Origin of the sequence: Prosthecodimorpha hirschii, assembly GCF_001305515.1 — a bacterium.
Taxonomy (GTDB): domain Bacteria; phylum Pseudomonadota; class Alphaproteobacteria; order Rhizobiales; family Ancalomicrobiaceae; genus Prosthecodimorpha; species Prosthecodimorpha hirschii.
In genome coordinates, this window is sequence record NZ_LJYW01000001.1 from 5930535 (window position 1) to 5955301 (window position 24767).

General features: G+C 67.3%; 24 protein-coding genes. 9 read left to right on the forward strand and 15 right to left on the reverse strand.

From position 1 onward, the window contains the following. Positions 1 to 257 precede the first annotated feature (257 nt). The 4 genes from sucD to ABB55_RS26050 form a co-directional block, all read right to left on the reverse strand. The gene (gene sucD / locus ABB55_RS26035) at positions 258 to 1169 is read right to left on the reverse strand and encodes a succinate--CoA ligase subunit alpha (protein ID WP_054361434.1); all 912 of its coding nucleotides are present in this window, start codon (positions 1167 to 1169) and stop codon (positions 258 to 260) included. 14 nt (positions 1170 to 1183) lie between these two features. Beyond that, positions 1184 to 2368 (reverse strand): malate--CoA ligase subunit beta, encoded by a 1185-nt coding sequence (locus ABB55_RS26040; protein WP_054361435.1) that lies wholly within the window; start codon positions 2366 to 2368, stop codon positions 1184 to 1186. A 283-nt stretch (positions 2369 to 2651) separates the two neighbouring features. After that, complete coding sequence (locus ABB55_RS26045; protein ID WP_054361436.1) at positions 2652 to 3605, reverse strand: HpcH/HpaI aldolase/citrate lyase family protein; 954 nt, start codon at positions 3603 to 3605, stop codon at positions 2652 to 2654. A gap of 200 nt (positions 3606 to 3805) precedes the next feature. After that, positions 3806 to 4996, reverse strand: coding sequence for an aminotransferase class V-fold PLP-dependent enzyme (locus ABB55_RS26050; RefSeq protein WP_054361437.1), 1191 nt, complete (start codon positions 4994 to 4996; stop codon positions 3806 to 3808). A 153-nt stretch (positions 4997 to 5149) separates the two neighbouring features. Here ABB55_RS26050 and gcvA point away from each other — a divergent pair, with 153 nt between their 5' ends. Both gcvA and ABB55_RS26060 read left to right on the forward strand, forming a co-directional pair. Beyond that, positions 5150 to 6052 carry a transcriptional regulator GcvA gene (gene gcvA, locus ABB55_RS26055; RefSeq protein ID WP_054361438.1) on the forward strand — a complete coding sequence of 301 codons (903 nt, stop codon included), beginning with the start codon at positions 5150 to 5152 and terminating at the stop codon, positions 6050 to 6052. Between the two features lie 282 nt (positions 6053 to 6334). Continuing rightward, positions 6335 to 6844, forward strand: coding sequence for a TspO/MBR family protein (locus ABB55_RS26060; protein ID WP_152982195.1), 510 nt, complete (start codon positions 6335 to 6337; stop codon positions 6842 to 6844). On the opposite strand, the gene murJ is transcribed toward ABB55_RS26060, so the two are convergent. Continuing rightward, complete coding sequence (gene murJ, locus ABB55_RS26065; protein ID WP_054361439.1) at positions 6831 to 8240, reverse strand: murein biosynthesis integral membrane protein MurJ; 1410 nt, start codon at positions 8238 to 8240, stop codon at positions 6831 to 6833. The genes ABB55_RS26060 and murJ overlap by 14 nt on opposite strands. A gap of 19 nt (positions 8241 to 8259) precedes the next feature. After that, positions 8260 to 8715: an RrF2 family transcriptional regulator gene (locus ABB55_RS26070; protein ID WP_054361440.1), complete on the reverse strand. Its 456-nt coding sequence runs from the start codon at positions 8713 to 8715 to the stop codon at positions 8260 to 8262. 140 nt (positions 8716 to 8855) lie between these two features. Between ABB55_RS26070 and ABB55_RS26075 the strand changes: the two genes are divergently transcribed. Next, positions 8856 to 9431 (forward strand): LOG family protein, encoded by a 576-nt coding sequence (locus ABB55_RS26075; RefSeq protein ID WP_181184023.1) that lies wholly within the window; start codon positions 8856 to 8858, stop codon positions 9429 to 9431. A 122-nt stretch (positions 9432 to 9553) separates the two neighbouring features. Here the strand turns inward: ABB55_RS26075 and hspQ are convergent, their stop codons facing one another. From hspQ to ABB55_RS26090, 3 genes are all read right to left on the reverse strand, one after another. Beyond that, on the reverse strand, positions 9554 to 9886 hold the full coding sequence (gene hspQ / locus ABB55_RS26080) for a heat shock protein HspQ (RefSeq protein WP_054361441.1): 333 nt from the start codon (positions 9884 to 9886) through the stop codon (positions 9554 to 9556). A gap of 84 nt (positions 9887 to 9970) precedes the next feature. After that, on the reverse strand, positions 9971 to 11011 hold the full coding sequence (locus tag ABB55_RS26085) for an HpcH/HpaI aldolase/citrate lyase family protein (RefSeq protein WP_054361442.1): 1041 nt from the start codon (positions 11009 to 11011) through the stop codon (positions 9971 to 9973). Between the two features lie 168 nt (positions 11012 to 11179). Continuing rightward, positions 11180 to 12151, reverse strand: coding sequence for a lysophospholipid acyltransferase family protein (locus ABB55_RS26090; RefSeq protein ID WP_160321326.1), 972 nt, complete (start codon positions 12149 to 12151; stop codon positions 11180 to 11182). Positions 12152 to 12339: 188 nt separating this feature from the next. Here ABB55_RS26090 and ABB55_RS26095 point away from each other — a divergent pair, with 188 nt between their 5' ends. The 3 genes from ABB55_RS26095 (at position 12340) to ABB55_RS30035 (ending at position 15597) form a co-directional block, all read left to right on the forward strand. Beyond that, entirely contained in the window at positions 12340 to 13305 is a 966-nt protein-coding gene (locus ABB55_RS26095; RefSeq protein ID WP_054361443.1) for an AEC family transporter, read from the forward strand. A gap of 225 nt (positions 13306 to 13530) precedes the next feature. Continuing rightward, positions 13531 to 14595 (forward strand): CaiB/BaiF CoA transferase family protein, encoded by a 1065-nt coding sequence (locus ABB55_RS26100; protein ID WP_083463959.1) that lies wholly within the window; start codon positions 13531 to 13533, stop codon positions 14593 to 14595. A 138-nt stretch (positions 14596 to 14733) separates the two neighbouring features. Next, on the forward strand, positions 14734 to 15597 hold the full coding sequence (locus ABB55_RS30035) for a hypothetical protein (RefSeq protein WP_152982198.1): 864 nt from the start codon (positions 14734 to 14736) through the stop codon (positions 15595 to 15597). Here ABB55_RS30035 and ABB55_RS29275 read toward each other — a convergent pair. The 3 genes from ABB55_RS29275 to ABB55_RS26105 all read right to left on the reverse strand — a co-directional run bounded on the left by ABB55_RS29275 (position 15590) and on the right by ABB55_RS26105 (position 18805). Next, positions 15590 to 16426 carry a spermine/spermidine synthase domain-containing protein gene (locus tag ABB55_RS29275; protein ID WP_083463960.1) on the reverse strand — a complete coding sequence of 279 codons (837 nt, stop codon included), beginning with the start codon at positions 16424 to 16426 and terminating at the stop codon, positions 15590 to 15592. The two genes, ABB55_RS30035 and ABB55_RS29275, sit on opposite strands and share 8 nt — an antisense overlap. Before the next feature lie 9 nt (positions 16427 to 16435). Then, complete coding sequence (locus ABB55_RS29280; RefSeq protein WP_083463961.1) at positions 16436 to 17329, reverse strand: tyrosine-type recombinase/integrase; 894 nt, start codon at positions 17327 to 17329, stop codon at positions 16436 to 16438. 264 nt (positions 17330 to 17593) lie between these two features. Continuing rightward, positions 17594 to 18805, reverse strand: a complete 1212-nt coding sequence (locus ABB55_RS26105) for a UbiH/UbiF family hydroxylase (RefSeq protein WP_054361444.1) — start codon at positions 18803 to 18805, stop codon at positions 17594 to 17596. Positions 18806 to 18966: 161 nt separating this feature from the next. Here ABB55_RS26105 and ABB55_RS26110 point away from each other — a divergent pair, with 161 nt between their 5' ends. Then, positions 18967 to 19914 (forward strand): DUF2182 domain-containing protein, encoded by a 948-nt coding sequence (locus ABB55_RS26110; protein WP_054361445.1) that lies wholly within the window; start codon positions 18967 to 18969, stop codon positions 19912 to 19914. Positions 19915 to 20025: 111 nt separating this feature from the next. Next, the gene (locus tag ABB55_RS26115; RefSeq protein ID WP_054361446.1) at positions 20026 to 20748 is read left to right on the forward strand and encodes a TerC family protein; all 723 of its coding nucleotides are present in this window, start codon (positions 20026 to 20028) and stop codon (positions 20746 to 20748) included. 96 nt (positions 20749 to 20844) lie between these two features. Here the strand turns inward: ABB55_RS26115 and ABB55_RS26120 are convergent, their stop codons facing one another. Then, positions 20845 to 21369, reverse strand: coding sequence for a cytochrome b (locus ABB55_RS26120; RefSeq protein WP_054361447.1), 525 nt, complete (start codon positions 21367 to 21369; stop codon positions 20845 to 20847). 110 nt (positions 21370 to 21479) lie between these two features. Then, positions 21480 to 22655: a GTP cyclohydrolase II RibA gene (ribA, locus tag ABB55_RS26125; protein WP_054361448.1), complete on the reverse strand. Its 1176-nt coding sequence runs from the start codon at positions 22653 to 22655 to the stop codon at positions 21480 to 21482. A 129-nt stretch (positions 22656 to 22784) separates the two neighbouring features. On the opposite strand from ribA, the gene ABB55_RS26130 reads away from it, so the two are divergent. Further along, positions 22785 to 23600, forward strand: a complete 816-nt coding sequence (locus ABB55_RS26130; protein WP_083463962.1) for a RibD family protein — start codon at positions 22785 to 22787, stop codon at positions 23598 to 23600. Here the strand turns inward: ABB55_RS26130 and ABB55_RS26135 are convergent. Beyond that, complete coding sequence (locus tag ABB55_RS26135; protein WP_083463963.1) at positions 23519 to 24688, reverse strand: GlxA family transcriptional regulator; 1170 nt, start codon at positions 24686 to 24688, stop codon at positions 23519 to 23521. The two genes, ABB55_RS26130 and ABB55_RS26135, sit on opposite strands and share 82 nt — an antisense overlap. Positions 24689 to 24767 lie beyond the last annotated feature (79 nt).

Genomic DNA, 24767 nt, shown 5'->3' on the forward strand with positions numbered 1-24767 from the left:
AGCGATTCCTCTTGTGGGTTCCGGCGCGGCGGCGCCTCGACGATCTTACGCATTCTGGCGTCTGGGATGCCACGGGTACCTGCGACATCGGATGTCGCAGGCCCGCCACGGATGCGGGTCCGGGCGGGCGCCGCGTCGTTGGATGGCGCCGGACCGGCGGCCCCCGGCATGGCCGAACCGGCAGCGGTCCGGGGAGCGATCCGGCGGAGGGACGGGCCGGGGGCGGCGCGGGAAGCGTCCGCCGACCGGCCCGCCGTTCACTCGGCCGCCGCGGCGAGGAGACCGCGGTCGGCGAGCATCTTCTGCACCGTCGGGGCGAATTCCGACGGGGTCGGCACGATGGTGACGCCGCAGGCCTTCAGGATCTCGACCTTCTCGGCCGCGCTCTCGCCGAAGGCGGAGACGATCGCGCCGGCATGGCCCATCTTGCGGCCCTTCGGTGCCGACAGGCCGGCGATATAGGCGCAGACCGGCTTGGTCATGTGGTCGCGCGCATACTGCCCGGCCTCGGCCTCCTGCGGCCCGCCGATCTCGCCGATCATGATCACCGCATCGGTGTCGGGATCGTTCTCGAACAGTTCGAGCACGTCGCGATGCGAGCAGCCGTTGATCGGGTCGCCGCCGATGCCGACCGAGGTCGAGATGCCGAGGCCGACCGCCTTCAGCTGCGAGGCCGCCTCGTAGCCGAGGGTGCCGGAGCGGCCGACGATGCCGATGCGGCCGGGCAGGTAGATGTGGCCGGGCATGATGCCGACCAGCGCCTCGCCGGGGGTGATCACGCCGGCGCAGTTCGGCCCGAGCAGGCGCATGCGGCTGTCGGCCTTGTAGCGGCGCATGTAGCGCTTCACGCGCATCATGTCTTGGGCCGGGATGCCGTCGGTGATGCAGACGCAGACCTTGATGCCCGCATCGGCGGCTTCCATGATCGAATCGGCCGCGAAGGGCGGCGGCACGAACACGATCGTGGTGTCGGCGCCGGTCGCCTCGACGGCCTGCTTGACGGTGTCGAAGACCGGCTTGCCGTGCACCTCGGTGCCGCCCTTGCCGGGGGTCACGCCGCCGACCACGGGCGAGCCGTAGCGGATCATGTCCTCGGCATGGAAGGAGCCGATCTTGCCGGTGATGCCCTGAACGAGGATCCGGCTGTTCTTGTTGATCAGAACCGACATGGGTCTTCCTCCTCTCAGGCCGCGGCCTTGGCGGCGACGGACTTCGCCGCGGCGACCGACTTCTCGGCGGCTTCCGCCAGCGTGTCGGCGGTGATGACGTTGATGCCGGACTCGCGCAGGATCTGCTGGCCGAGTTCGACATTGGTGCCGGCCAGCCGGACCACCAGCGGCAGCTTCAGGTTGGTCATCTCGACCGCCTTGACGACGCCCTGGGCGACCCAGTCGCACCGGTTGATGCCGGCGAAGATGTTGACCAGCACGCATTTCACGTTGCCGTCCTGGGTCACCAGCCGGAACGCCTTGGCGACCCGCTCGGGCGTGGCGCCGCCGCCGATATCCAGGAAGTTGGCGGGTGCGCCGCCGGCAAGCAGGATCATGTCCATGGTCGCCATGGCGAGGCCGGCGCCGTTGACGATGCAGCCGACATCGCCCTCGAGGCCGACATAGGAGAGGCCCCGGTCGGCGGCCTGCGTCTCGCGCGGGTCCTCCTGGCTCTTGTCGCGCAGCTCCGAGATGTCGGCGTGGCGGAAGAGCGCGTTGTCGTCGAAGCTCATCTTGGCGTCGAGCGCGACCAGGTGGCCCTCATGGGTCAGCACGAGCGGGTTGATCTCCAGCATCGTGCCGTCCTTGTCGCGGAAGGCCCGATAGGCGCGCAGGATCAGCTGGCTGGCTTCGGTGACCGCGTTGGCCGGGATGCCGAGCGCGAAGGCGATCTCGCGGGCCTGGAAGGCCTGCATGCCGACGGCGGGCTCGACCGGCATGCGCACGATCTTCTCCGGTGTCGCGGCCGCGACCTCCTCGATCTCCATGCCGCCCTCGGTCGAGGCGATCACCATGACGCGCTGCTCGGAGCGGTCGAGCACGAAGCCGAGATAGAGTTCCTTGGCGATGTTGACGCCGCCCTCGACATAGAGCCGGCCGACCATCTTGCCGGCCGGGCCGGTCTGGTGCGTCACCAGCTTGCGGCCGAGCATCCGGTCGGCGGCTTCCTCGACCTCGTTCTCGGTCTTGCACACCTTGACGCCGCCGGCCTTGCCGCGGCCGCCGGTATGGACCTGGGCCTTGACGACCCAGACCGATCCGCCGATCTCGCGGGCCCGGTAGGCCGCCTGTTCGGGCGAATAGGCCAGGCCGCCCTTGGGGATCGGTACGCCGAACTTCGCGAGAATTTCCTTCGCCTGATACTCGTGAATGTCCATGGTCGGCTCCTCGGGTGAGTGGCGTCAGCGGTCGGGGCGGCGCAGGCGGTCCGGCATGCGGGCGTGCGTCTTCCTTCCCCTTTCCCGGGGGCGGGAAAGGTGGCCGAAGGCCGGGTGGTGCGTTCTTACGGCTTGGGTCCCTGCGGCCGTCATGCGCCGCGTCCGCAGGATGGGTCGGTATTCGCGGGGCGCCGCTCGATCGCGGCTCCGCCAGGCGGGCCCCGGCGTGGGCCCGGAAGGGGCGGTCCGGCATCCCCATCGGGGGCGCCGGACCGGTGGGGCGTCAGGCCGCCTGCTTCTTGGCGATCTCCTCGGCGACCTTGACCACGTTCATGGCCATGCGGGCCGAGGCCGCGTCGATCATGCGGCCGTCGAGGGAGGCGGCGCCCTTGCCCTGGGCGGCGGCTTCGTCGAGGGCGATCAGGATGCGCTTGGCGCGGTCGACCTCGGCCGGCGGCGGCGAGAAGACCTCGTTGGCGAGCGCGATCTGGGAGGGATGGATCGCCCACTTGCCCTCGCAGCCGAGCACCGCGGCGCGCTTGGCGCCGGCGATATAGTCCTGCGGGGCGTTGAAGTCGCCGAACGGACCGTCGATCGCGCGCAGGCCGAAGGCCCGGCAGGCGGTGACCATGCGGTCGATGGCGGCATGCCACTGGTCACCCGGATAGTCCGGGTTCAGGCCGCCGATCACCACGGTGCGCGAGCGGCGCGAGGCGGCGAAGTCGGCGACGCCGAAATGCAGCGCTTCCAGCCGCTTGGTGTAGTGCTGGCGGGCGATGTCCTCGACATTGGCCATGCCGATCGCGGTCTCGATCAGGGCTTCCAGGCCGATCCGGTTCGGCAGGCGCTTGGCCTCCTCGATCTGGGCGACCATGGCCTCGACCATGTAGACATCGTGCGGGGTGCCGACCTTCGGGATCAGGATCGTGTCCAGCTTCGAGCCGGCCTGTTCGACCACGTCGACCACGTCGCGATACATGTAGTGGGTGTCGAGGCCGTTGATGCGGACCGACACGGTCTTGCCCTTGGCCTTCCAGTCGATGTCGTTCAGCGCCTGGATGATGTTCCGGCGGGCCTGCTCCTTGTCGCCGGGGGCGACGGCGTCCTCGAGGTCGAGGAACACGAAGTCGGCGGCGCTGTCGGCGGCCTTGTCGATCATCGTCGGATTGGAGCCCGGGCAGGCGAGTTCGGAGCGCTGCAGGCGCGTCGCCACGGGCTTGTACTGGGTGAAGCTCATAGGATGCTCTTCCTCCCTCGAAGGGCGGTTTTGCCGGCGGGACGCCGGACCAGCGGAAGTGTCTTGTTGTTCAGTGTCGGCCGCAACGCTTGATCCTGCGGCCTGGTCCGGCGCCTGTCGTCAGAGCGCACGGCCTCGGAGGCGAACCTCCGGAGAGATGACCGCCGGACCGGGGCCCGGCGGTCGTCCGGGCGGCGGGGTCAGGCCGCCTGCGCCAGGGAGTTGCGGCGGGTCGTGTAGACGCCCTGCGCGGCGGCGACGCCGGAGCCGAGTTCGATCTTGGCGCCGCAATCGACCAGCGCCATCTCGGCGACCGAGATCGCGCCGAGCAGCATCAGTTCGTTCATCGCGCCGAGATGGCCGATGCGGAACACCTTGCCGCCGAGCTTGTTGAGGCCCGAGCCGAACGAGGTGTGGTAGCGGTCATAGGCATGGCGGATGACGCGGACCGCATCGACGCCGGCCGGCACGTAGATCGCCGAGACGGTGTCGGAATGCCATTTCGGCGCGGCGGCGACCAGGCGGCAGCCGTTCCAGGCCTCGACCGCGGCGCGCACGCCGGAGGCGACATGGTGGTGGCGGGTGAAGATGTTCTCCAGGCCTTCCTCGAACATCAGGTCGAGCGAGGCGCGCAGGCCGCGCAGCAGCGTGGTGGCCGGCGTGTAGGGGAAGTAGCCGTCCTTGTTCATGCGCGCCATGTCTTCGAAGGAGAAGAAGCAGCGGCCCATCTTGGACGACTTGTGCGCTTCCAGCGCCTTCTGGCTGACGCAGATGATGGCGAGGCCGGTCGGCAGCATGAAGCCCTTCTGCGAGCCCGACACGATGCCGTCGACGCCCCATTCGTCCATGCGGAAGTCGATCGAGCCGACCGAGGAGACGCCGTCGACGAACAGCAGGGCCGGGTGGCCGGCCGCGTCCATCGCCTTGCGCACGCCGCCGATGTCGGAGGTGACGCCGGTCGCGGTCTCGTTCTGGGTGGTCAGGACGGCCCGGATCTTGTGCTCGGTGTCGGCCTTCAGGATGTCGTGGAAGGTTTCGACCGGGACGCCCTCGCCCCATTCGACCTCGACCACCTGGGTGTCGAAGCCGAGGCGCTGGCACATGTCGGCCCACAGGAGCGAGAACTGGCCGAAGCTCGAGATCAGCACCTTGTCGCCGGGATTGAGCGTGTTGGAGAGCACCGCCTCCCAGCCGCCCGTGCCGGACGACGGGTAGATGAAGGGCTGGCCGGTCTCGGTCTTGAAGACCTTCTTCAGGTCGGCGAACAGCGGCAGGGTCAGCTTGGGGAAGTCCGGCGAGCGCATGTCCTCCATCGGGAGGTTCATGGCCATGCGCACCTCGTTGGGGACGTTGGTCGGGCCGGGGATGAAGAGACCGGGATGATAGCGCATGGCGTTCCTCAATGGCGTGGCTTAGAAAGGATCCGCCGCCCCGGCCGATGCAACCCGGCGATGGAGAGCGGCGCCTTCTCCTTAACGCCATGGTGGGATCCGGCATTACCGATGAAAACGGCAAGAATGTTTATACGGGCATGAGGTAGGATCATGGCTTCGCTGCGCCGCACACTGCCGCCCGTCAACAGCCTCGTGATTTTCGAGGCCGCCGCCCGGCACCTGAACTTCACCCGCGCCGCGAGCGAGCTGGGCCTGACCCAGGCCGCGGTATCGCGCCAGATCCAGGCCCTGGAGGCCTCGCTCGGCGCGCCGCTGTTCCAGCGCCAGGCGCGCGGCCTGACCATGACCAAGGACGGCACGCGGCTGCACTACGCCACCACCATGGGGCTCGAATATATCGCCACGGTCTGCGTCGACATCCGGCGCCGCCGCGGCCCCAAGGATCTGACGGTCTCCTCGAGCGTGACCTTCGCGTCCTATTGGCTGGTCGGCCGGCTGAACAATTTCCGCGCCGCCCATCCGGATGTCGATCTGCGCCTGGTCGCCTCGGCCCCGGTTTCGGACCTGGTATCGGCCGGGATCGACGTGGCGATCCGCTACGGCTCCGGCCAATGGCTTGGCGTCGTTGCGGAAAGACTGTTCGGCAACGAGATCTGGCCGGTCTGCAGCCCGCGCTATCTGGAAGGCCGCGAGCCGCCGAAATCGGTCGAGGACCTGCTCGACGAGACGCTGCTGCATCTCGGCGCCTTCGACCGCAATTGGGTCACCTGGGAGGCCTGGTTCAAGCAGCTGGGCGTCACCATGCGTCCCACCAAGCGCGGCTTCACCTTCGACAACTATTTGATTTTGCTGCAGACCGCGATCCGCGGCGAGGGCATCGCGCTGTGCGGCCAGCGCCTCGCGGAGGATTTCATCGCCCGCGGCGACCTGATCCGGCCGATCGAGACGGCGCTCGTCTCCGACAACGCCTTCTATCTCGTCTATCCGACCGACGTGCCGCTCTCCGACAGCGCCCAGCGCTTCCGCGACTGGATCCGCGCCGAGGTCCGCTGAACCCGCCGCCGGCCCCACGAGGGCGGCGGCAGTGTTCGGCCACATATGAATCCTGGTAATGCCGGCAGCGGCGGCGGCCCGCACGGCCGGTCCTCGGGGCGGTCGGAAACGCGATATCGGTGTCGCATGGTGATGCAACCATGACGCGACCATCCTGCCGCACCCGCTATGTGGTCATGGATTTGCGACGGCAATCGACCCCTGCGACATCTTGGCTGCATCTTGGCGCGGCGGCTCGGCGCGCTAATTATATTGCAATGCACAATGGAGTTCTCTGATCCGATGACCTCGATATCCGCCTTTCGGGACGAAATGCCGCGCCCTTACCGCTGGCTGATCTTGGCCGCGTTCGTCCTCGTGACGCTTCTGATCGGCTGGGCCAGCGGGATCGTGACGGCCTCGAAGATCCCGACCTGGTATGCCGGCCTCGCCAAGCCCTGGTTCACGCCGCCGCGCTGGGCCTTCCCGGTCGCCTGGACGCTGCTCTACATCATGATGGCGGTCGCCGCGTGGCGCGTCTGGTCGGGGCCGGCCAGTCCGGCGCGCAGGCAAGCGCTCGGCTGGTATGCCGTCCAGCTGGTCTTCAACGCGCTCTGGACGCCGGCCTTCTTCGGCGCGGAAAGCCCGGCGCTCGGCCTCGCCGTCATCGTGCCCTTGTGGATCTCGGTCCTGATGACGCTGCGCCGCTTCGGCGCGATCGACCGCGCCGCCGGCTGGATGTTCGTGCCCTATCTGGCCTGGGTCAGCTACGCGACCCTGCTCAATGCGACCATCCTGGTCATGAACCGGTAACATCGGGAGGCCGGCGGTCGCCATCGCGGCCTCCGGCTTCGCCAAGGGCGGCCTCCTGCATCAGGCGGCGTTCGATGCGGCGCGACAGGGCCATCAGGATGATCAGGTTCGACCAGGCGGCCGCCGAGGTCGCCAGCGCCAGGCCCTGGACGTCGATCATCCCGGTCAGGGCGATCTTCAGCCCGACATTGACGACCAGAACGCCGAGACCGACCAGCATCGGCGTCCGCGTGTCGCCGCGCGCCTGGAAGCCGGCGACGACCGGGCGCAGCATGACGACGGCCATCAGGCCGAGCCCATAGGCCTGCAGCGTGTCGCCGGCGCGGTCGACCGCCTCGGGCCGGAACGCGCCATGCGCGAACACGATCCGGATCAGGCTGTCGCCATAGACCGAGAAGGCGACCACGAAGGGCGCCGTCACGACCACGCTCGCCAGCAGAGCCCGGCGTCGGGCGGATTGCGCACCGGCGAGATCGCCGCGGGCGAAGCGTTCGGAGAGTTCCGGCAGCAGCACGGTGCCGAGCGCGACCGCGATCACGCCGACCGGTAGCTGGTAGAGCCGGTCGGCATAATAGAGCGCCGAGACGGCACCCGCCGGCAGGGCGGCGGCCAGGATGGTATCGGCGAACATGGCGATCTGCGCCGCCCCCGAACCGATCAGCGCCGGGCCGAGGCGGACCAGGAAGGTGCGGACCGCCGGGTCGAGCGTAGGCCTGCGCGCGGCCGGCAGGATGCCGGCGCGGCGCGCCGCAAAGACCACCAGCACGACTTCGGCGAGCCCCGCGGCGGCGACGCCCCAGGCGGCGCCATAGGCCGGACTGCCGAAGGGGGCGCCGACGGCGAGGCCGGCCATGATGCCGAGATTGAACAGAACCGGTGCCGCGGCCACCGCGGCGAAGCGCTGGTGCGCGTTGAGGACCGCGCCGATCGCCGTCACCAGCGTCACCGCCGCCAGATACGGGAAGGTGACGCGGGTCAGCGCCACGGTCAGGTCGGCGAGCTCGCCCTTGCCGAATTCGGGCGTCACCCATTCGAGCAGGCCGCGCGTCCAGATCTCGGCGACGAGCAGCAGGACGATCTGCACCAGCATCAGGGCCGAGACGATGCGCCCGGCCGCGGCCTGGGCCGCCTCCAGTCCGTCGCGCGCCAGCGTCCCGGCATAGGTCGGCACGAAGGCGGCGTTGAAGGCGCCTTCCGCGAAGATGGCGCGGAAATGGTTCGGCAGGCGCAGCGCGATGAAGAAGGCATCGGCCAGCGCGCCGGCACCGAGCAGGTTGGCGATGACGATGTCGCGCAGGAAGCCGGTGGCGCGCGAGACCAGCGTCATGCCGGAGACGACGCTCACGCGCCGCAGGAAGGCGCCGCCGCGGCCTTTGATCAGGGTGTCCAGGCGCATGAGGCTGGGGCTCCGGCCGTCAGCTGGCTTCGAGGAGCGGTGCCAGCATCTCCGGCGCCGGCCCGGCCAGGAGGGCGTCGCCGATCGAGGTGGAATCGAGAATTTCGACCTGGGCGTCGTAGATGCGGGCGAAGACGCGGCGCACCTCGCAGCGGCCCTCGTCGGCGCAATCCTCGCAGCGCCGGTAGGCCGTGCGCGACAGACAGGGCAGGGGGGCGACCGGGCCGTCGATCAAGCGCAGCACCTGGCCGAACGAGATGGTGGTCGGATCCTTGATCAGCGTGTAGCCGCCCTCGCGGCCGCGCCGGCTGCCGATGATGCCGGCGCGCTTCAGATCGAGCAGGATCTGCTCGAGAAAGCTCTGCGGCACGTTCTCCTGGGCGGAGATCTCCCGGGCCTGCAGGCTGGCGCCATGTCCGATGCGGGCCAGCGCGATCAGGGCCTTGAAGGCGTAGCGGGCTTTCTGGGAAATCATCCGGATCGGAATCCTGTCGCCGTCGTCGAGGGAGCGAGCTACACCCATAGCGCAAGAGCGTCAAAGAATTCCGACCGGATTCCCGCCGCAAGGCGTCGGAATCGCGGCGATTTTGCACCCCGGCCACAGAGGGAGCCAGCATGCCGTCGATCAGCAGCCTCGCCGTCTATTCCGGTTCCAATTTCGGGCGCGGCGACGCCTATCGGGCGGCGGCCGCCGAACTCGGCGCGGAACTGGCCCGGCGCGGCATCGCGATGATCTATGGCGGCACCCACAAGGGGCTGATGGGCGTGACCGCGGATGCGGCCCTGGCGGGCGGCGGCCGGGTCCACGGCGTGATCACCGAGCGGCTGAACGGCAAGGGCCACCTGCATCCGGGCCTGACCAGCCACGAGATCGTCGCCACCATGCGCGATCGCAAGGCCCGCATGGCCGGCATGGCCGATGCGCTGGTCGCCCTGCCGGGCGGCGTCGGGACGTTGGAGGAATTCGCCGAGGCTTGGACGCTGAACCAACTCGGCGATCTCGACACGCCGATGGGGCTTCTCGACGTGTCCGGCTACTGGCAGCCCTTCGTCGCCTTCATCGACCACATGATCGCCGAGGGCTTCCTGCCGGCCGCCCATCGCGGCGCCATCGTGGTCGAGGCCGACCCGGCCCGCCTGATCGACGCGCTGATGGTCGCCGAGCGCGTCACCGTCCCGAAATGGCTTTAATGGCAGGAGCCTGCGAGCCTGCGGCGGCCGGCGGATGGCGACCGCCGGCGCGGTTTTGGGCGTGATGCGGGCCGATCGTGCGACCAAGCCGGCCCGGTCCGCGTGCGGCGCCGGGCGGCGGATCAGTTCATGACCCGCTCGCGGGCGCGCAGGTCGCCGTTGTCGTCCTCGAAGAAGGCTTCCTCGACCTGGGGATGGCGCAGAGGCTCTCCGGAGGTGTCGGCGACCAGATTCTGTTCCGACACATAGGCGACGTATTCGGATTCTGCGTTCTCTGCATAGAGATGGTAGAACGGCTGATCCTTGCGCGGCCGGATGTCCTCCGGGATGGCCTGCCACCATTCCTCGGTATTGCTGAAGACCGGATCCACGTCGAAGACCACGCCACGAAACGGATAGACCCGGTGGCGGACGACCTGACCGATACGGAACTTGGCCCGCGGGATCTCGTCCATGGCTTGAAACGCAGGGTGATGAGGCGTCATAGCTTCGACGTATAGCCCGTTCTGGCGTATCATTGTCAAGCGCTGTCAGACAAATCACAGCCCATAGGCTGCCGCCAGGGCCGGATCCTTGGAGGCGACCAGGCGGGCGAGGTCGACGATCACCTTGGCCTGCTTCCAGGTGGCGTCGTCCTGCATCTTGCCGTCGATCATCACCGCGCCGGTCCCGTCCGGCATGGCGTCGAGGATTCTGGCCGCAAACTGGACCTCCGCCGGATCGGGCGAGAAGACGCGCTTCGCGATGTCGATCTGGGTCGGATGCAGCGACCAGGCGCCGAGGCAGCCCATCAGGAAGGCGTTGCGGAACTGCGCCTCGCAGGCGGCCGGGTCGGAAAAGTCGCCGAAGGGACCGTAGAAAGCCTTGATACCGGCCGACTGGCAGGCATCGACCATCTTGGCGACGGTATAGTGCCAGAGATCCTGCTGGAAGGCGGTGCGCGGGGCGTCGCCGCGCGGATCGGCCAGCACCGCATAGTCCGGATGGCCGCCGCCGACGCGGGTCGTCTTCATGCCGCGCGAGGCGGCGAGATCGGCCGGGCCGAGGCTCATGCCGTGCATGCGCGGCGAGGCCAGCGCGATCGCCTCGACATTCTTGACCCCCTCGGCCGTCTCCAGGATCGCGTGGATCAGGATCGGCTTGGCGATGCCGTGGCGCGCCTCCAGCTGGGCGAGCAGCTGGTCGAGATAGTGGATGTCCCAGGGACCCTCCACCTTCGGCAGCATGATCACGTCGAGCTTGTTGCCGGCCTCCGCGACGATCTCGGTCAGGTCGTCGAGGATCCAGGGCGAGTTCAGGCAGTTGACGCGCGTCCACAGCCCGGTCGCGCCATAGTCGACCTCCTGCGCCATCTTGATGAAGCCGCGCCGCGCCGCGACCTTCTGGTCGGCCGGGATGGCATCCTCGAGATTGCCGAGCACCACGTCGACCTGCCGGACGAGGTCCGGCACCTTCGCGCGGAGTTTCTCCAGATGCGGCGGCACGAAATGGATCATGCGCTCCAGCCGGACGGGGAGTTCGCGGAAGGGCTCGGGCGCCCCGATGGCGAGCGGCTTGAAGAAGGAACGCGGGCTCTTCATGGCATCCTCGTCGGCTTGTCGGCATCGCAATGCAGCAATGACAGAGCGACCTCTACCGGGATGAGCTGCCGCCGGCAATGGGCCGAAAGCCGGGTGCGGCGTCCCGACCCGCCGGCCGCCGCCCCTGCGGGCCGCCCCCGTTCCGCGTCCGGCCGCTACGCGCGGGCCTCAGCGCGGGGCGTCCTTGTTGCCCGGCGGTGCCCATTTCCGGTGAATCCAGAACCATTGCTCGGGCGTCTCGCGGATCCAGGTCTCGAAGGCCCGGTGCAGCCCGGCGGTCGCCGCGGCCACGTCGGCCTTGCGGTCCCGGGTCCGCGGCACCTCGATCTCGACCGCATCGATGCGGAAGCGCGCGCCGTCGAGGCGCCGCATCCGGGCGGCGACCAGGGGCACGCCGAGGCTGCGCGCGACCAGGGCCGGGAAGGGCGTGGCATGGGCCGGGATGCCGAAGAAGGGCACGGCCGGGCCGGTCGGCTCGCGCAGGTCGCCGAGGATGCCGAGACAGCCGCCGCGCCGGACGATGCCGACCACCCGCATCGCCGTGTCCGCCCCGCCGTCGCCGCCCTTGCCGAACAGGCCGCCCGGAAAGACGTTTTCCCGAAGCACCCGCACCGTCGCCTCGACCAGCGGATTGCGCAATTGCTGGTACATGCCGGTCGGCTTCAGGCCGAGCCGGACCAGGGCCTGGGCGGATAGTTCCCAATTGGCCATGTGCAGCGAGACGACGACCCCGCCGCGGCCCGAGGCGGCGATCCGTTCGGCCGGCGCCATGTCGCCGATGATCAGCCGGGACGGGTCGGCGGCGAGGCGGTCGAGCACGAAGGTCTCGGCGAAGACGCGGCCGAGATTGTCCCACATGGCGGCCGCGATGGCGCGCCGTTCGGCGTCTCCCATGTCCGGGAACGCCATCTGCAGATGCGTCAGGGCGCGTTCGTGGCGCGGCGTCAGCGGCGCGATCCATCGCCACAGCCGGCCGCCAAGCGCGGAGGCGGCATCCATCGGCAGCGCCCGGAACAGGGCGCGCGCCACCGCCACGCCGGCGGCTTCCAGACGGTGCTTCAGGCTCGGCGACGGCAGACCCGGCGCGCCGGGTCCGGACGGCGTATTGGCTTTGGGGGGCGCGTCGGCTCTGGGGGGCACGGGGGGCACGTTGGCTCTGGGCGGCACGGCGATTCCACGAGAGGGGCACCCATGCACGGTCGGGAATTGACCCGGAGCCGGCGAGCAGGTAACGGCACGTCCATAGCCGACCATCGGTCCCGGTGCAACGAAGCGCATCCGGTTCCGATGCCTCCGAGCCGCCCGATCCCTCCAGCTGAAGACCGACCATGAACGAGGTCCTGACCCTCGCCCTGCCGTTCTTCGGCCTGATCTTCATCGGCTATGCCTGCGGGCTGATCAAGAAGATCCCGGACGAAGGCCTCGCCTGGCTCAATTTCTACATCATCTACGTCTCGCTGCCGGCTTTGTTCTTCCAGCTCCTGTCGAAGACGCCGATCGAGCAGCTCGCCAACTGGGCCTATGTCGCCGGCACCTCCTTCGCCACCGCCGCGGTGCTGGCGCTCGGCCTCGTCGTCGGCCTCATCGCCACCCGCGGAAACTTGCGCGAGGCGACCATCGTGGCGGTCGGCTCGGCCTATTCGAACATCGGCTATATGGGCCCGGGCCTGACGCTGGCCGCGCTCGGTCCGGCCGCGACCGTGCCGACCGCGCTGATCTTCTGCTTCGACACGGTCGTGCTGTTCACGCTGATCCCGCTCCTGATGGCGCTCGGCGGCGAGAACCGCGAGCGGGCCGGGGCGATGGCGGTGTCGATCCTGAAGGGCATCTTCCTGCATCCCTTCGTCATCGCCACCATGGTCGGCGTCGGCGCGGCGGCGATCGGATTCCGCCCGCCGGTATTCATCGACAAGATCCTCAACTACCTGATGGGCTCGAGCGCGCCCTGCGCCCTGTTCGCGCTCGGCGTGACGGTGGCGCAGCGGCCGATCCGGCGCGTGCCGCACGAGATCGGCTTCATGCTGGCGATCAAGCTGCTCCTGCACCCGGTCCTGGTCTTCGTCGTGCTCAACTGGATCGGCGGCTTCGACCGCGTCTGGGTGATGACCGCGACCCTGATGGCCTCGCTGCCGCCGGCGCTGAACGTCTTCGTCATCGCCCGGCAATACAACGTCTATGTCGAGCGCGCCTCCTCGACCGTCTTGATCGGCACGGTGGTGTCGGTCGTCACCGTCACCGGCATGCTCTACCTGATCTCGCACGACCTGCTGCCGCTCGCCCTGTTCGGACGCTGATCCCGGCGGGCCGCGCACGCCGCCGTACGCATGTCCCGCCTGAAGCCTGCATGCCGCCGCCGGGCGACGGATGCGCGGCGCTGTCGACCCGTTGCGCCGACGGTCCGGGCGTCGACTTGAGCCAAGTCGACGTGTCCAACGCGTCCGGCCCGCCCGGCCAGCATGGACGGCGGATGCACTTCCGCTAGGATCGCCCCGGACAGACGCGATCCGGGGAAACGGACCATGCAGGCGCTCGACGGGATCACCGTCCTCGATTTCACCACCCTGCTGCCGGGGCCGCTGGCGACGCTGATGCTGGCCGAGGCGGGCGCGCGGGTGATCAAGATCGAGCGGCCCGGCGGCGAGGACATGCGCCGCTTCCCGCCCTTCCGCGGCGAGGGCGCCGCGGCGGTCTCGATCCCCTGGCTGCTGCTCAACCGCGGCAAGACGATCCGCGAGATCGACCTGAAGGACCCGGCCGCGCGCGGCGAACTCGACGCCCTGATCGCCGGCGCGGACGTGCTCGTCGAGCAGTTCCGGCCAGGCGTCATGGACCGGCTCGGCCTCGGCTACGAGACCGTCCGCGCGCTCAACCCGCGCCTCGTCTATTGCTCGATCTCCGGCTACGGCCAGACCGGCCCGCGCGCCCTGGAGGCCGGCCACGACATCAACTACCAGGCGCTGACCGGCATCCTGGCCCTGTCGCCCGGCGCCGCCGGAAACCCGACCGTGACACCGACCCAGACCGCCGATATCGGCGGCGGCACCCTGCCGGCGGTCATCAACATCCTCCTGGCGCTGATCCGCCGCGGCCGGACCGGGCAGGGCGCCCATCTCGACATCGCCATGGCGGACGGCCTGTTCGCCTTCGCCGGCTTCGCGCTCGCCGAGGCTGAGGCGTCCGGCCTGGCCCCGCCGCCCGGCGGCGACCTCCTGACCGGCGGCCGCCCGCGCTACGGCCTCTATGCCACCGCCGACGACCGCCTGATCGCCGTCGGCGCCCTGGAGGAGAAGTTCTGGCAGGCCTTCTGCGACGCGATCGCCCTGCCGCCGGCCTATCGCGACGACGCCGCCACCCCGGAGGCCACCCGCGCCGCCGTCGCTGACCGCCTCCGCGCCCGCCCCGCCGCCGCCTGGCACCCCATCTTCGCCGCCGCCGACTGCTGCGCCACCCTCGTCGCCCCCCTCCACGAAGCCCTCGCCGACCCACATTTCCAGGCCCGCGGGCTGTTCAACGGCCGGGTGGAGGTGCCGGGCGGCGGGGAGCTGACGGCGATCCCGGTCCCGATCGCGCCGGGGTTGCGGTGAGGGGGTGGCAAGTGCAGACGGTGGCTCGCCAGGACGCTGCATTGTGACAGTCTTATCGAAATCGCTTTGCACTCAGCGACCTTTCGGTGTAAATTTCACCTCTAGCAACCGAATTTCAAAGCAGGATAACTAGGAATTATGGTTCTTGATGCTCTTCTGTGGAAACCTCTGCTCGAGGCGTCTGCGCAAACAATCGTTGGCGCGATCGGCAGCTATGCATTTGCAAAAGTAATTGAAACTGCTCTCTATAAAAACCTTTATCAAGGCCCGTTAGATTTCTGGATGAGAGGTCTTCAACAAGGCGGCATCTCAGAAGGAGATCAAGTTTATATCGACGGGCTCGTATCGCCGTACATTCAACTGTTTCCTGGAAATCCTTTTGGAAATGCTAAGAAGTGGCGAAATGTATACGATTTCGATGGTAAAATTGATAGCGAAAAGTATCAGGCAATGGAATTCCTAAATGGAAGTGATTCTTCATTGCGATTGAAGAGTCTGAATGGTGAGAGTTTGATTGGAATATTTGCGCGATATGGGTATGTAGGAGAGGGTTTACTTGGTGTTGTTTCTACGACCTATCTAAAAAATGTGATACCAGATTTCTTTCATCCGGATTTTTTTGGACGAGTTGCAAGAATTGGGGGAAGAGTAGCTCGTTGCCCTACGCAGCACGGATTTGTCCTACAAGGAATTGCCGGTCATTCTGGGGTAAAGCTGGATACAACGCCATACAAAGAACTATACTATCTGCAGGTTAACTCAATATATCTGCGGAGAAAACCTCATGAATCGACTTGCAGTCTCCTTGGCTCGCAATGGTCACTAACTGATAGCAAGAATGAGCAATACCTTCTAGAATATGGTCATTTCAGTGATAGATCTGAGTTAAAAATCTGCGCAGAGAAACTACGCGCGAGACCCCAATGGAATAAGACAAAAGTATATTTTGATGAAATGACTGCAGATTCTGCCGATGTGACATTTTCGCGGATATTTATCTAACGAATCTATTTAAATATGGCGGCAAGTACAGATAATAGTTTAAGAATGACGGATCAAAAACTGCGAATTCTCCGTTGAGAGACATATTTATTTGCTCATTGTTTATCGATCTTGTTAATTTTTTATCCAAAGCCCCGCATTTCCCCCACAACGTTAATAAGTGGAATACACCGGGATACTCGGGCACCGCGATTAATGATCCAGCGTAATTGAGATGACTTGGAATTCGACGTATAGCGCGATTCAGTATGCCATCATCATAAATACTTCTGTATATTAAATCTGAACAAATGCCTTCTTCACTCAGAAGATTCAGAAGAATATTATAATAATCTATCTCTCTCCTAGTTGTAACCTCATACAAATCAAAGCAATCATTTACAACTAGATCATACGTATTTTTGCACTCCGGGAGAAATTTCTCGTATTTCTGAAATGATATTCTTAATCTTCGGTCATCTAATATATGTTTTCGTTCAGGATATGCCAGCATTGTTGCTTCAATAACGTTTGCATCATGATCAACTAAATCAATATGTTCAATTGAATCGTATTTCATTAGCTCTTGAGCCGCGAAGAGACTTCCTCCTCCAATAATCAAGGCATTTCTCGGTTCCTTCAAGAAACTACATGGCAAATGAACGATGATTTCATGATAAAATGGAGCCCAGTACTCAACGTGTTGAACTTCGTTGTCTATGACGAGTATGCGCCCGAAATTTTTCGACGAATAGTATCTGAATTTCTGAATGATACTATCTATTTCAACTAAAACCTCCAAATCTGATAGCCAGACGGCCCCGCTTTTCAGTTCGCAGAAGTCAACCATAATTCCTAGTTATCCTGCTCGTAGCCTCCCTAAGGTGTTTGCCTTGAGCACGGCCTGCTTGAGACGTTCGTCGCTCACTTGGGTGTAAATTTCAGTGGTTGAAATCGACCGGTGTCCAAGCAGTCGCTGGACGAATCGAATATCAATGCCCGCTTCGAGCAAACTTGTCGCAGCTGAATGACGAAGCATATGCGGTGTGATCCGACGGGGAATTCCAGCGTTGGCAGCAACGGCTCTTAGCCCGCGCCTAATTTGATCCGTTGAGAGGCGCCCGCCAACTTTGTTGTGGAACAAATACGCCCGCGGGGAAGCTCGATGCCTTCCTTCAGTTTTCAAGAAGGATCGCAGTTCCGATACGACGTCGGCCGACGCAAGGAATACAAGCCGTTCTCGATTGCCCTTTCCGCGAACGCGCAACGTCCTACGCTCAAGGTCGATGTCGGCAACGGTCAGAGCCGTCAATTCCGATACCCGCATCCCCGTCGTGAATAGCAACAGAATGGCGAGAGCGATGGCTGCGCCCCGGTCTCGGCGCGAGGCGAACAGCTTTCTCAGTTCCACCGCCGTCAGGCATCGAGGCAGGCGTCTTGGCAATCGCACCCTTAACTCGGCAGTTCGAAACGGTGAGGCGCTGATTTCACCTCGACGCTCGGCCCATGCGAAGAGGGCCCTAAGGCAGGCAAGGCGCCTCTTTACGGTAGCGGGGGCGAGTGTCCTCACCGTGGTGAGCCATTCTGCATAGGCTGCCAACTCGCCCGGAGAATCCGGAGAGGGATGGCCTTGAACCAGATAATTCGAGAGCTCCCGGAGATCTTGGCGGTAAGCCTTGAGCGTGTTGTCTGAAAGGTCTCGCTCGGCTCGGCAATGCCGTAGAAATGCAGTTATTGCGGTATTCATATCCATCGAGAAGCTCCTGACCCGCAATTCAGCGAAGTGCGATCAGGTGCGTAGCATAATCTATGTCAACAGGTTGGCTTCCGATGTTTAGATCGTGATGCGCGAAAGCTCGACGGAACTTGTGGTTGAGGCTGCCAGCGCATCAAGGTGCGATCGGAAAATAACATTGATGAGGCGAACAGAACCCATTTACACGCAGAAGCAGGAAGACGGGACGAACCGCCTGCTTTGCGCTGGATCGAAAGATCTGCCCCTTCAACGCCGCCCTTCCTAAGACACCTCCCGCATCACCCGCGGCGTACCAAACGTCGGGGTCAGGCCTTCGCGGATGATCAGGCGGCGCAGCGGGGGGATGCGGTCGGCGAGGGCGAGGCCGAGGCCGCGCAGGAGTTGGGCGGGGAGGTGGTCGGAGAGGAGGGCGCGGTCGGCCATGTCGACCATGGCGGTGCGCAGCGTCACGTCGCCGCGCCGGGCGCGGTCGAAATCCGCGCAAGTCTCGGGGCCGCCGATGTCGCGGCCGGCGCGGCGGGCGCGGACGGCGACCTCGGCCAGGAAGCCGACATCGCGCAGGCCGAGATTGAGCCCCTGCGCGCCGACCGGCGGGAAGACATGCGCGGCCTCGCCGATCAGCATGACGCGGCGGTCGGCGAAGCGCTGCGCGGTCAGGCCGGACAGCGGATAGACCTGCCGCGGGCTGTCGACGGTGAAGCGGCCGAGCAGCGAATGGGCGCGCCGCTCCAGTTCGCGCGCGAGCGCCGCGTCGTCGAGCGCGGCCAGGCGCTCGGCCTCGGCCGGCTGCTCGACCAGGACGACCGATATGCGGTTGCCGGGCAGCGGCACCAGCACGAAGGGGCCGTGGCGGCCGTGGAACTCGGTCGAGACCTCGTCATGCGGCACTTCGCATTTCAGGTTGAGGATCAACGCCGACTGCGGATAGGTCCAGGTCTTGACGCCGATGCCGGCGGCCTCGCGCAGGCGCGAGCGGCGCCCGTCGGCGGCGGCGGCGAGCTTCGCCTCGATGACGGCGCCGGACGCGGTGGTCAGCCGGGCCAGCCGCTCGCCGAGCTCGACGGTCTCGACCATCCCGTCGATCCGGGTCAGGTTCGGCGTCGCGTCCGCGGCCGCGCCGAGCACGTCGAGGATGTCGCCGTTGGTGACGTTGATGCCGAACGAGCCGCGGCCGATCTCGCGGGCGTGGAAATCGACCTCGGGCGCGCGGATCAGCCGGCCGGTCACGTCGACGAGGCGCATGGTGCGGAGCTCCGCGCCGCGCGCGGTCAGGGCCTCCAGGACGCCCATGCGCTCCAGGAGCGCGGTCGAGCCGCCGAGCAGGGCCGTGGTGCGGTGGTCGGCGGGGAGCGCCTGCGGGGCGATCGAGACGGTGCGGAAGCCGGACTGCGCCATCAGGAGCGCGGCGGCGAGCCCGGACGGGCCGGCCCCCACCACGGCAACGTCGAAGGCTGCGGCTACGGGCGCGGTCATGGGCACTCTCCGGGTCGGATCGGCGGAACGGGCATGCTGGCGCCTTCATATAGCCCGCGGCGGCGATCCGCACATGGGGTTGGATCAAAGCCAGCGCGCGATTGTCGTGCTAAGGGGATAAATCCGGTTCCGAAGAGACACCCGCGAGACAGCCGCCCGCCATGCCGTTCCCATCCGCGAGCCTCGCCGCCGATCCCGAACGCCGCGCCTCCGGGCAGGAGGCGGGCGCGCGCGTGCCGGCGCCGCTGATGGTCTCCTTCGCGCTCGCCGTCGGCCTCGGCTGGGCCTGGCTCGCCGTCCTGGTCGCCGCCATGCTGCCGGCGACCGACATGACCGCGCTCGGTCCCGGCATGGGCTGGCTGAACCGTTTCAATCTCTTCGCCGGACTGCCCGAGGGCGCACGGGCCGCGCTCGCGGTGCTGTGCACGCCGGATGCGGGCCATTTCGGCATGCCGGGGGCGGGGCCCTGGGGGGCGGGCGATCTGGCGCTGGTCTTCCTGATGTGGCTCGCCATGGTGCTGGCCATGATGCTGCCGAGCGCCGCACCGATGCTCGCCGCCTTCGACCGGCGCGCGCGGGCGGAACGGATCGGATCGGCCGCGACGGTGCTGGTCGCGCTCGGCTATCTGGCCGTCTGGACGCTGTTCGCGGTCGCCGCCACCGTCGTCCAGGCCGGGCTCACGGTGCTCGGCGCGCTGACGCCGGCCATGGCGCCGGCCAGCCTGGTGCTCGCCGGCTCGACGCTGATCGCCGCCGGCCTCTACCAGCTGACGCCGATGAAGGCCGCCTGCCTGGTGCGCTGCCGGGTCCCGGCGACCGCGCTCGCCTCCGGCTGGCGGGCGGACCGGCGCGCGGTCATTCGCTTCGGCATCGGGCAGGGCATCGCCTGCTTCGGCTGCTGCTGGGCGCTGATGGCGGTGATGTTCGCGGTCGGGATCATGAACGTGGTCTGGATCGCGATCCTGGGCGCGATCATGACGGTCGAGAAGGCCGTCGTCTCGCGCGGCCTGTCCTATGCCATCGGGCTCCTGCTGGCGGCCTGGGGCGCCGGGCTGATCCTGGCCTCGCCGGTCGGCGCGCGGCTGCTGGCCGCAGCGGGACTAAACTGACCGAAACCTGACAGGGTGGACCTTGCGGCAATTGCGCAGCGTTCTATCTCCAGCGCATCGGTTAAGCTGCCGGCACGGGGCCGCGCGGCACACCGCAATGCGAGGAGTGGGATGATCGAACTGCTGACCGACCCTGCGGTCTGGGCGAGCCTGATCACGTTGACGGCGCTCGAAATCGTGCTGGGCATCGACAACGTGGTCTTCATCTCGGTGGTGACCGCCAAGCTCAGCCCCGAACTCGCCAAGCGGGCGCGCCAGATCGGCCTGATGCTGGCGCTGGTGTTCCGCATCATCCTGCTGTTCTTCATCTCCGCCATCGTGGCGCTGAAGGATCCGGTCTTCACCGCCTTCGGGTTTGCGTTGTCGTGGAAGGACATCATCCTGATCGGCGGCGGCGCCTTCCTGATCTGGAAGGCGGTCGGCCATATCCACGACGAGGTCGAGGAGGATGCCGTCAGCGAGGCCAAGATCGCCGCGCCCAAGGCCTTCAACCTGGTGATCGGCCAGATCGTGCTGATCGACCTCGTCTTCTCGGTCGATTCGATCATCACCGCCGTCGGTCTCGCCGACCATGTCGAGGTCATGGTCGCCGCCGTGGTGATCGCGGTCGGCGTCATGTATGTCGCCGCCGGCCCGGTCTCGGCCTTCATCGAGCGCCACCCGACCACCAAGGTGCTGGCGCTGGCCTTCCTGCTGCTGATCGGCGTGGCGCTGGTCGCCGATGGCCTCGGCTTCCACATCCCGCGCGGCTACATCTACACCGCCATGGCCTTCTCGGCCGGCGTCGAGGCGATCAACATCATCAAGCGGCGCAAGAAGAACCGGCCGATGTGACCGCACACCATCCCCGACCGGGCGACGATCCGTCGCCGCCCGGTCGGACTTCACGCCCGGCCGGGCATCGAGCCCCGGCTCAGACCGGCCCCGGGCTCAGACTGGCCACATGCGCCGCATCAGGCCGTCGCGCTGGACGATAGTGTGGAACATGGCGCCGGCGAAATGGACCAGGATCGCGCCGGTGAAGCTGATCGCCAGCACCGCATGCGTCCCCTTCAGGATGTTGAACAATCCCTCGTCCTTGGGCGCGATCGACGGCAGGTTGAACAGCCAATAGACCGAGACCGTCGCCCCATAGGCGTTGGCGGCCGCCCAGCCGGCGAGCGGGGTGGCGAACATGAAGCCGTAGAGCGCCCAATGCACCGCCTCGGCGGCGAATTTCTGCAAGGCCGGCATATGGGCCGGCAAGGGCGGCGGCCGATGGGTCAGCCGCCACACGATCCGGATCGCCGCAAGACACAGGATCACGAAGCCGGTCGACCGGTGCAGGTCGTAGAGCGTGTTCTGGTTCTCGACATTCGCGATGACGATGCCGCCCACGACATTGCCGGCCACCAGCAGGGCGATCAGCCAGTGCAAGGCCCTGGCGACGCGGGTATAGCGCTGCGCTTCTCCCATCGGCGTTCCTCCTTCGGCAGGACATGTGCCGCAGGGACGACGCTAGCAGGCTGCGCCGGCCGCGTCTGTTCCCTCGGGAACAAGGCGCGGCCGCAGCGATCGCGCCGCGCCTATTCGGCGGCCGTCGCCCGGGCGGACGCGACGAGCGCCGCCTCGACCTCGTCGACCCAGGCGGTATCGATCAGGTGGCCGGCGCGTGCGGCCTTGGTCTTCAGATAGCGGGCATTCTCCAGCGTGACCGGCGTCTTGACCGGCTCGCGCGAGACCACGGTCAGCCCGGCGCGCCTGAGCGCCTCCAGCTTGCGCGGGTTGTTGGAGTGCAGCGCCACCCGGGAATAGCCGAGCAGTTGCAGCATCCGCGCCGCTTCCGAATAGTCGCGTTCGTCGTCGCGGAAGCCGAGCTGCGCATCGGCATCGATGGTGTCGAAGCCGGTCTCCTGCAGCCGGTAGGCGCGCATCTTGTTGGCGATGCCGATGCCGCGGCCTTCCTGGTCGAGATAGAGCAGCACGCCGCCGCCGATCTCGTGGAAGCGCGCGACGGTGTTGCGCAACTGGTCGCCGCAATCGCATTTCAGCGATCCGAACAGGTCGCCGGTCAGGCAGGCGGAGTGCAGGCGGACCGGCACCGGCGCATCGACCGGCGGGGTGCCGACCACGATGGCGACCTGGTCGTGCAGGCTGCCGCCGCCGCGGAAGACCACGAAGCGGCTCGGCACGTCGGGGCGCAGCGGCACGCGCGCCTGCGAGACGATCATCAGGTCGGACGGCACGCTGGCCCGGTAGGCCGCGACCTCGCCGATCGTGACACCGACCACGAAGGGCGCGATCTCGGCGATGCGCGCGGGCGACAGCGCCATCAGGACGACGCTCGGCGCGAGATGGGCGAGGCGGGCGATGTCGACCGCGGCGCGCCCGAAGGCGTCGGCCGGCCGGAGATCGGCGGCGACCGGCATCGCCGCGGGTTCGCGGGCGCCGAGCACCAGACCGGCGACCGTCGCGGCATCGACGCCGGCGCGCATGTCCAGCGCCACGGCTTCCGGCTCGTGATCCAGGAGACCCAGCCAGTGCGCCCGACGCCCGGTCAGGATGAGGCTCGGCGCGCGGCCGCCGGCCAGCGCCGACAGCGCGCCGAGCCGGGCATCGTCGAGCCCTTCGCTCGGCGCGGCCAGAAGCGAGGCGCCGTCGTGATCGCAAATCAGGCAGGGTCGTCCCGAACGGAATTCGGCCACGGCGCGCTCGACGCCGCGGCGGGCATCGCTTCCGAACAGGGTTTCCAAGGCCGTCATGCAACGCGTCTCCCGGCGCAGCGCTTCTTGAAAAGCTGCGGATACAGATCAGACGAGACCGGATTTCATCGGCGCGATGCCGCTTTCCTGTTCGTCACATCGCCATATACATATCTCCGCACCGGATGGATGACATCCCGTGAACGAAAATGTGAGGCGAGACCGCTGACACCCTATCACGACCAGCCGGGCGACGCCGAGTGGCGCGCCATCACGACCGCCTGCAAAAGCGGCGGCGCTCTGCCCGGCCCCTGGGCAGCCCTGTTCGATCCGTTCCGGGGCGCCCGCTTCGTGGTCGGCCAGTTCGGCCAGTCGCTCGACGGGCGGATCGCGACGCCGAGCGGGGAATCCAAATATATCAACGGGGAGGGCGGGCTCGCCCACCTGCACCGGCTGCGCGCCCTGGTCGATGCCGTGGTGGTCGGCGTCTCGACCGCCGTCGCCGACGACCCGCAGCTCGGCGTGCGCTTCTGCGAGGGCCGTTCGCCCGCCCGCGTCGTGATCGATCCCAACGGGCGGACGCCGCGGGCGCTCCAACTTTTTCGTGACGACGGCGCCCGGCGCGTGGTGGTGACCGGCCCGGATGCCTCGCCCGACCTGCCGCCCGGCGTCGAGCATCTGGTCGTCGATGCCGGACCCGGCGGACTGGCGCCTGCCGCGGTCGCCGACGCGCTGGCGGCGGCCGGGCTCGGACGGCTCCTGATCGAGGGCGGGGCGCAGACCGTGTCGCGCTTCCTCGCCGCCGGCGCGCTCGACCGGCTGCATGTCATCGTCGCGCCGGTGCTGATCGGCGCCGGACCGACCGGCATCGCGCTGCCGGGCGTCGAACGGCTGGCGGACGTGCTCAGGCCGCCGGCCGGCATCTATCGGCTCGGCGGCGACGTCCTGTTCGATTGCGATCTGACCGCGGCCCGTCCGGCTGCATCCCGACCGGAGCCATCCTGACCGGAGCCATCCCGCCCCGGGCTTTCCCGACCGGATCCCTCTCGACCAGGGCCCTCCCGGCCGGATCCCTCCCGACCGGGGCGCTCCCGGCCCGGCCCGTCGCGCGGCAGGCCCGCGCGGCCGGCCTGATCGGCGCTCGGCGGAATCCCGAACCGGGTCCGGTAGCTGCGCGAGAAATGGCTCGCGCTCTGGAAGCCGCAGGCGGTCGCCACCTCGATCACCGACAATCCGCTCTGGGTCAGCAGCCGGCGCGCGCGGTCGAGCTTGAGGGCCAGCGCATGGCGCCCGATCGTGCTGCCGAGATGGGCCGCGAACAGGTCCTCGAGCCGCCGCACCGACAATCCGGCGATGCGCGCCAGCCGGAGGCGCGACGGCGCCTCGGTCGGGTTCGCCTCCATATGCGACAGCACGCGCAGGAGCCGCGGATCGGCGATGCCGAGCCGCTCGGCCGTGCCGGTGCGCTGCGGCGTGCCGCCGGCGCGCAGTTCGCTCCTGAGGAACCAGTCGCCGACGGCCGCGGCCAGCGCCGCGCCGTGATCGCGCGCGATCAGCTCGATCATCATGTCGAGCGCGGCGACGCCGCCGGCCGAGGTCATCCGGTCGCCGTCGATCTCGTAGACGGTGCCGGTCGTCCCGACATCCGGAAAGCTCTCCGCAAAGGCCGGCAGATGCTCCCAGTGGATGGTCGCCCGCCGGCCGGCGAGCAGGCCGGCGCGGGCGAGCAGGAACGGGCCGCCGGAAATGCCGCCGAGCCGGACGCCGCGCCGCGCCAGCGTGCGCAGCCAGGCCTCGGTCGGGCCATGCTCGATGGTCGACGGATTGCCGCCGGCGAAGACGAACAGGGCGTCGAGCCGGACATCGTCGCCGATGCGCCCGTCCGGCACGATCGGCACGCCGCTCGAGGCCATCACCGGTCCGCCGTCGACCGAGAAATGGCGCCAGCGATAGAGCGTCCGCCCGGAGAGCCGGTTGGCCGCGCGCAAGGGTTCGCTGGCGCAGGCATAGGACATCATCGCGAAGTCCGGCAGCAGCAGGAAGCCGATCGCAAGTTCCGCGCTTTCAGGCAAGAAGTCAGCGTTCTTGGGCATGCAGGGGATGTCCTAGCCCGGGAGACTGGCGGCCACAACGGTTTTCGCCGACCGCCCCGCATCGTCCTGGCCCGTCCGC

What these genes read in the sequence shown, in the direction of transcription:
- ABB55_RS26105 (WP_054361444.1), bottom strand. Translation starts at nt 18,805, where the DNA reads ATGACCGCGCCCGTAGCCGCAGCCTTCGACGTTGCCGTGGTGGGGGCC.
- ABB55_RS26050 (WP_054361437.1), bottom strand. Translation starts at nt 4,996, where the DNA reads ATGCGCTATCATCCCGGTCTCTTCATCCCCGGCCCGACCAACGTCCCC.
- murJ (WP_054361439.1), bottom strand. Translation starts at nt 8,240, where the DNA reads ATGCGCCTGGACACCCTGATCAAAGGCCGCGGCGGCGCCTTCCTGCGG.
- ABB55_RS26040 (WP_054361435.1), bottom strand. Translation starts at nt 2,368, where the DNA reads ATGGACATTCACGAGTATCAGGCGAAGGAAATTCTCGCGAAGTTCGGC.
- ABB55_RS26095 (WP_054361443.1), top strand. Translation starts at nt 12,340, where the DNA reads ATGAACGAGGTCCTGACCCTCGCCCTGCCGTTCTTCGGCCTGATCTTC.
- ribA (WP_054361448.1), bottom strand. Translation starts at nt 22,655, where the DNA reads ATGACGGCCTTGGAAACCCTGTTCGGAAGCGATGCCCGCCGCGGCGTC.
- ABB55_RS26085 (WP_054361442.1), bottom strand. Translation starts at nt 11,011, where the DNA reads ATGAAGAGCCCGCGTTCCTTCTTCAAGCCGCTCGCCATCGGGGCGCCC.
- sucD (WP_054361434.1), bottom strand. Translation starts at nt 1,169, where the DNA reads ATGTCGGTTCTGATCAACAAGAACAGCCGGATCCTCGTTCAGGGCATC.
- ABB55_RS29275 (WP_083463960.1), bottom strand. Translation starts at nt 16,426, where the DNA reads ATGGTTGACTTCTGCGAACTGAAAAGCGGGGCCGTCTGGCTATCAGAT.
- gcvA (WP_054361438.1), top strand. Translation starts at nt 5,150, where the DNA reads ATGGCTTCGCTGCGCCGCACACTGCCGCCCGTCAACAGCCTCGTGATT.
- ABB55_RS29280 (WP_083463961.1), bottom strand. Translation starts at nt 17,329, where the DNA reads ATGGATATGAATACCGCAATAACTGCATTTCTACGGCATTGCCGAGCC.
- ABB55_RS26110 (WP_054361445.1), top strand. Translation starts at nt 18,967, where the DNA reads ATGCCGTTCCCATCCGCGAGCCTCGCCGCCGATCCCGAACGCCGCGCC.
- ABB55_RS26120 (WP_054361447.1), bottom strand. Translation starts at nt 21,369, where the DNA reads ATGGGAGAAGCGCAGCGCTATACCCGCGTCGCCAGGGCCTTGCACTGG.
- ABB55_RS26060 (WP_152982195.1), top strand. Translation starts at nt 6,335, where the DNA reads ATGACCTCGATATCCGCCTTTCGGGACGAAATGCCGCGCCCTTACCGC.
- ABB55_RS26075 (WP_181184023.1), top strand. Translation starts at nt 8,856, where the DNA reads ATGCCGTCGATCAGCAGCCTCGCCGTCTATTCCGGTTCCAATTTCGGG.
- ABB55_RS26135 (WP_083463963.1), bottom strand. Translation starts at nt 24,688, where the DNA reads ATGCCCAAGAACGCTGACTTCTTGCCTGAAAGCGCGGAACTTGCGATC.
- ABB55_RS26045 (WP_054361436.1), bottom strand. Translation starts at nt 3,605, where the DNA reads ATGAGCTTCACCCAGTACAAGCCCGTGGCGACGCGCCTGCAGCGCTCC.
- ABB55_RS26100 (WP_083463959.1), top strand. Translation starts at nt 13,531, where the DNA reads ATGCAGGCGCTCGACGGGATCACCGTCCTCGATTTCACCACCCTGCTG.
- ABB55_RS26130 (WP_083463962.1), top strand. Translation starts at nt 22,785, where the DNA reads ATGACATCCCGTGAACGAAAATGTGAGGCGAGACCGCTGACACCCTAT.
- ABB55_RS26070 (WP_054361440.1), bottom strand. Translation starts at nt 8,715, where the DNA reads ATGATTTCCCAGAAAGCCCGCTACGCCTTCAAGGCCCTGATCGCGCTG.
- hspQ (WP_054361441.1), bottom strand. Translation starts at nt 9,886, where the DNA reads ATGGACGAGATCCCGCGGGCCAAGTTCCGTATCGGTCAGGTCGTCCGC.
- ABB55_RS30035 (WP_152982198.1), top strand. Translation starts at nt 14,734, where the DNA reads ATGGTTCTTGATGCTCTTCTGTGGAAACCTCTGCTCGAGGCGTCTGCG.
- ABB55_RS26115 (WP_054361446.1), top strand. Translation starts at nt 20,026, where the DNA reads ATGATCGAACTGCTGACCGACCCTGCGGTCTGGGCGAGCCTGATCACG.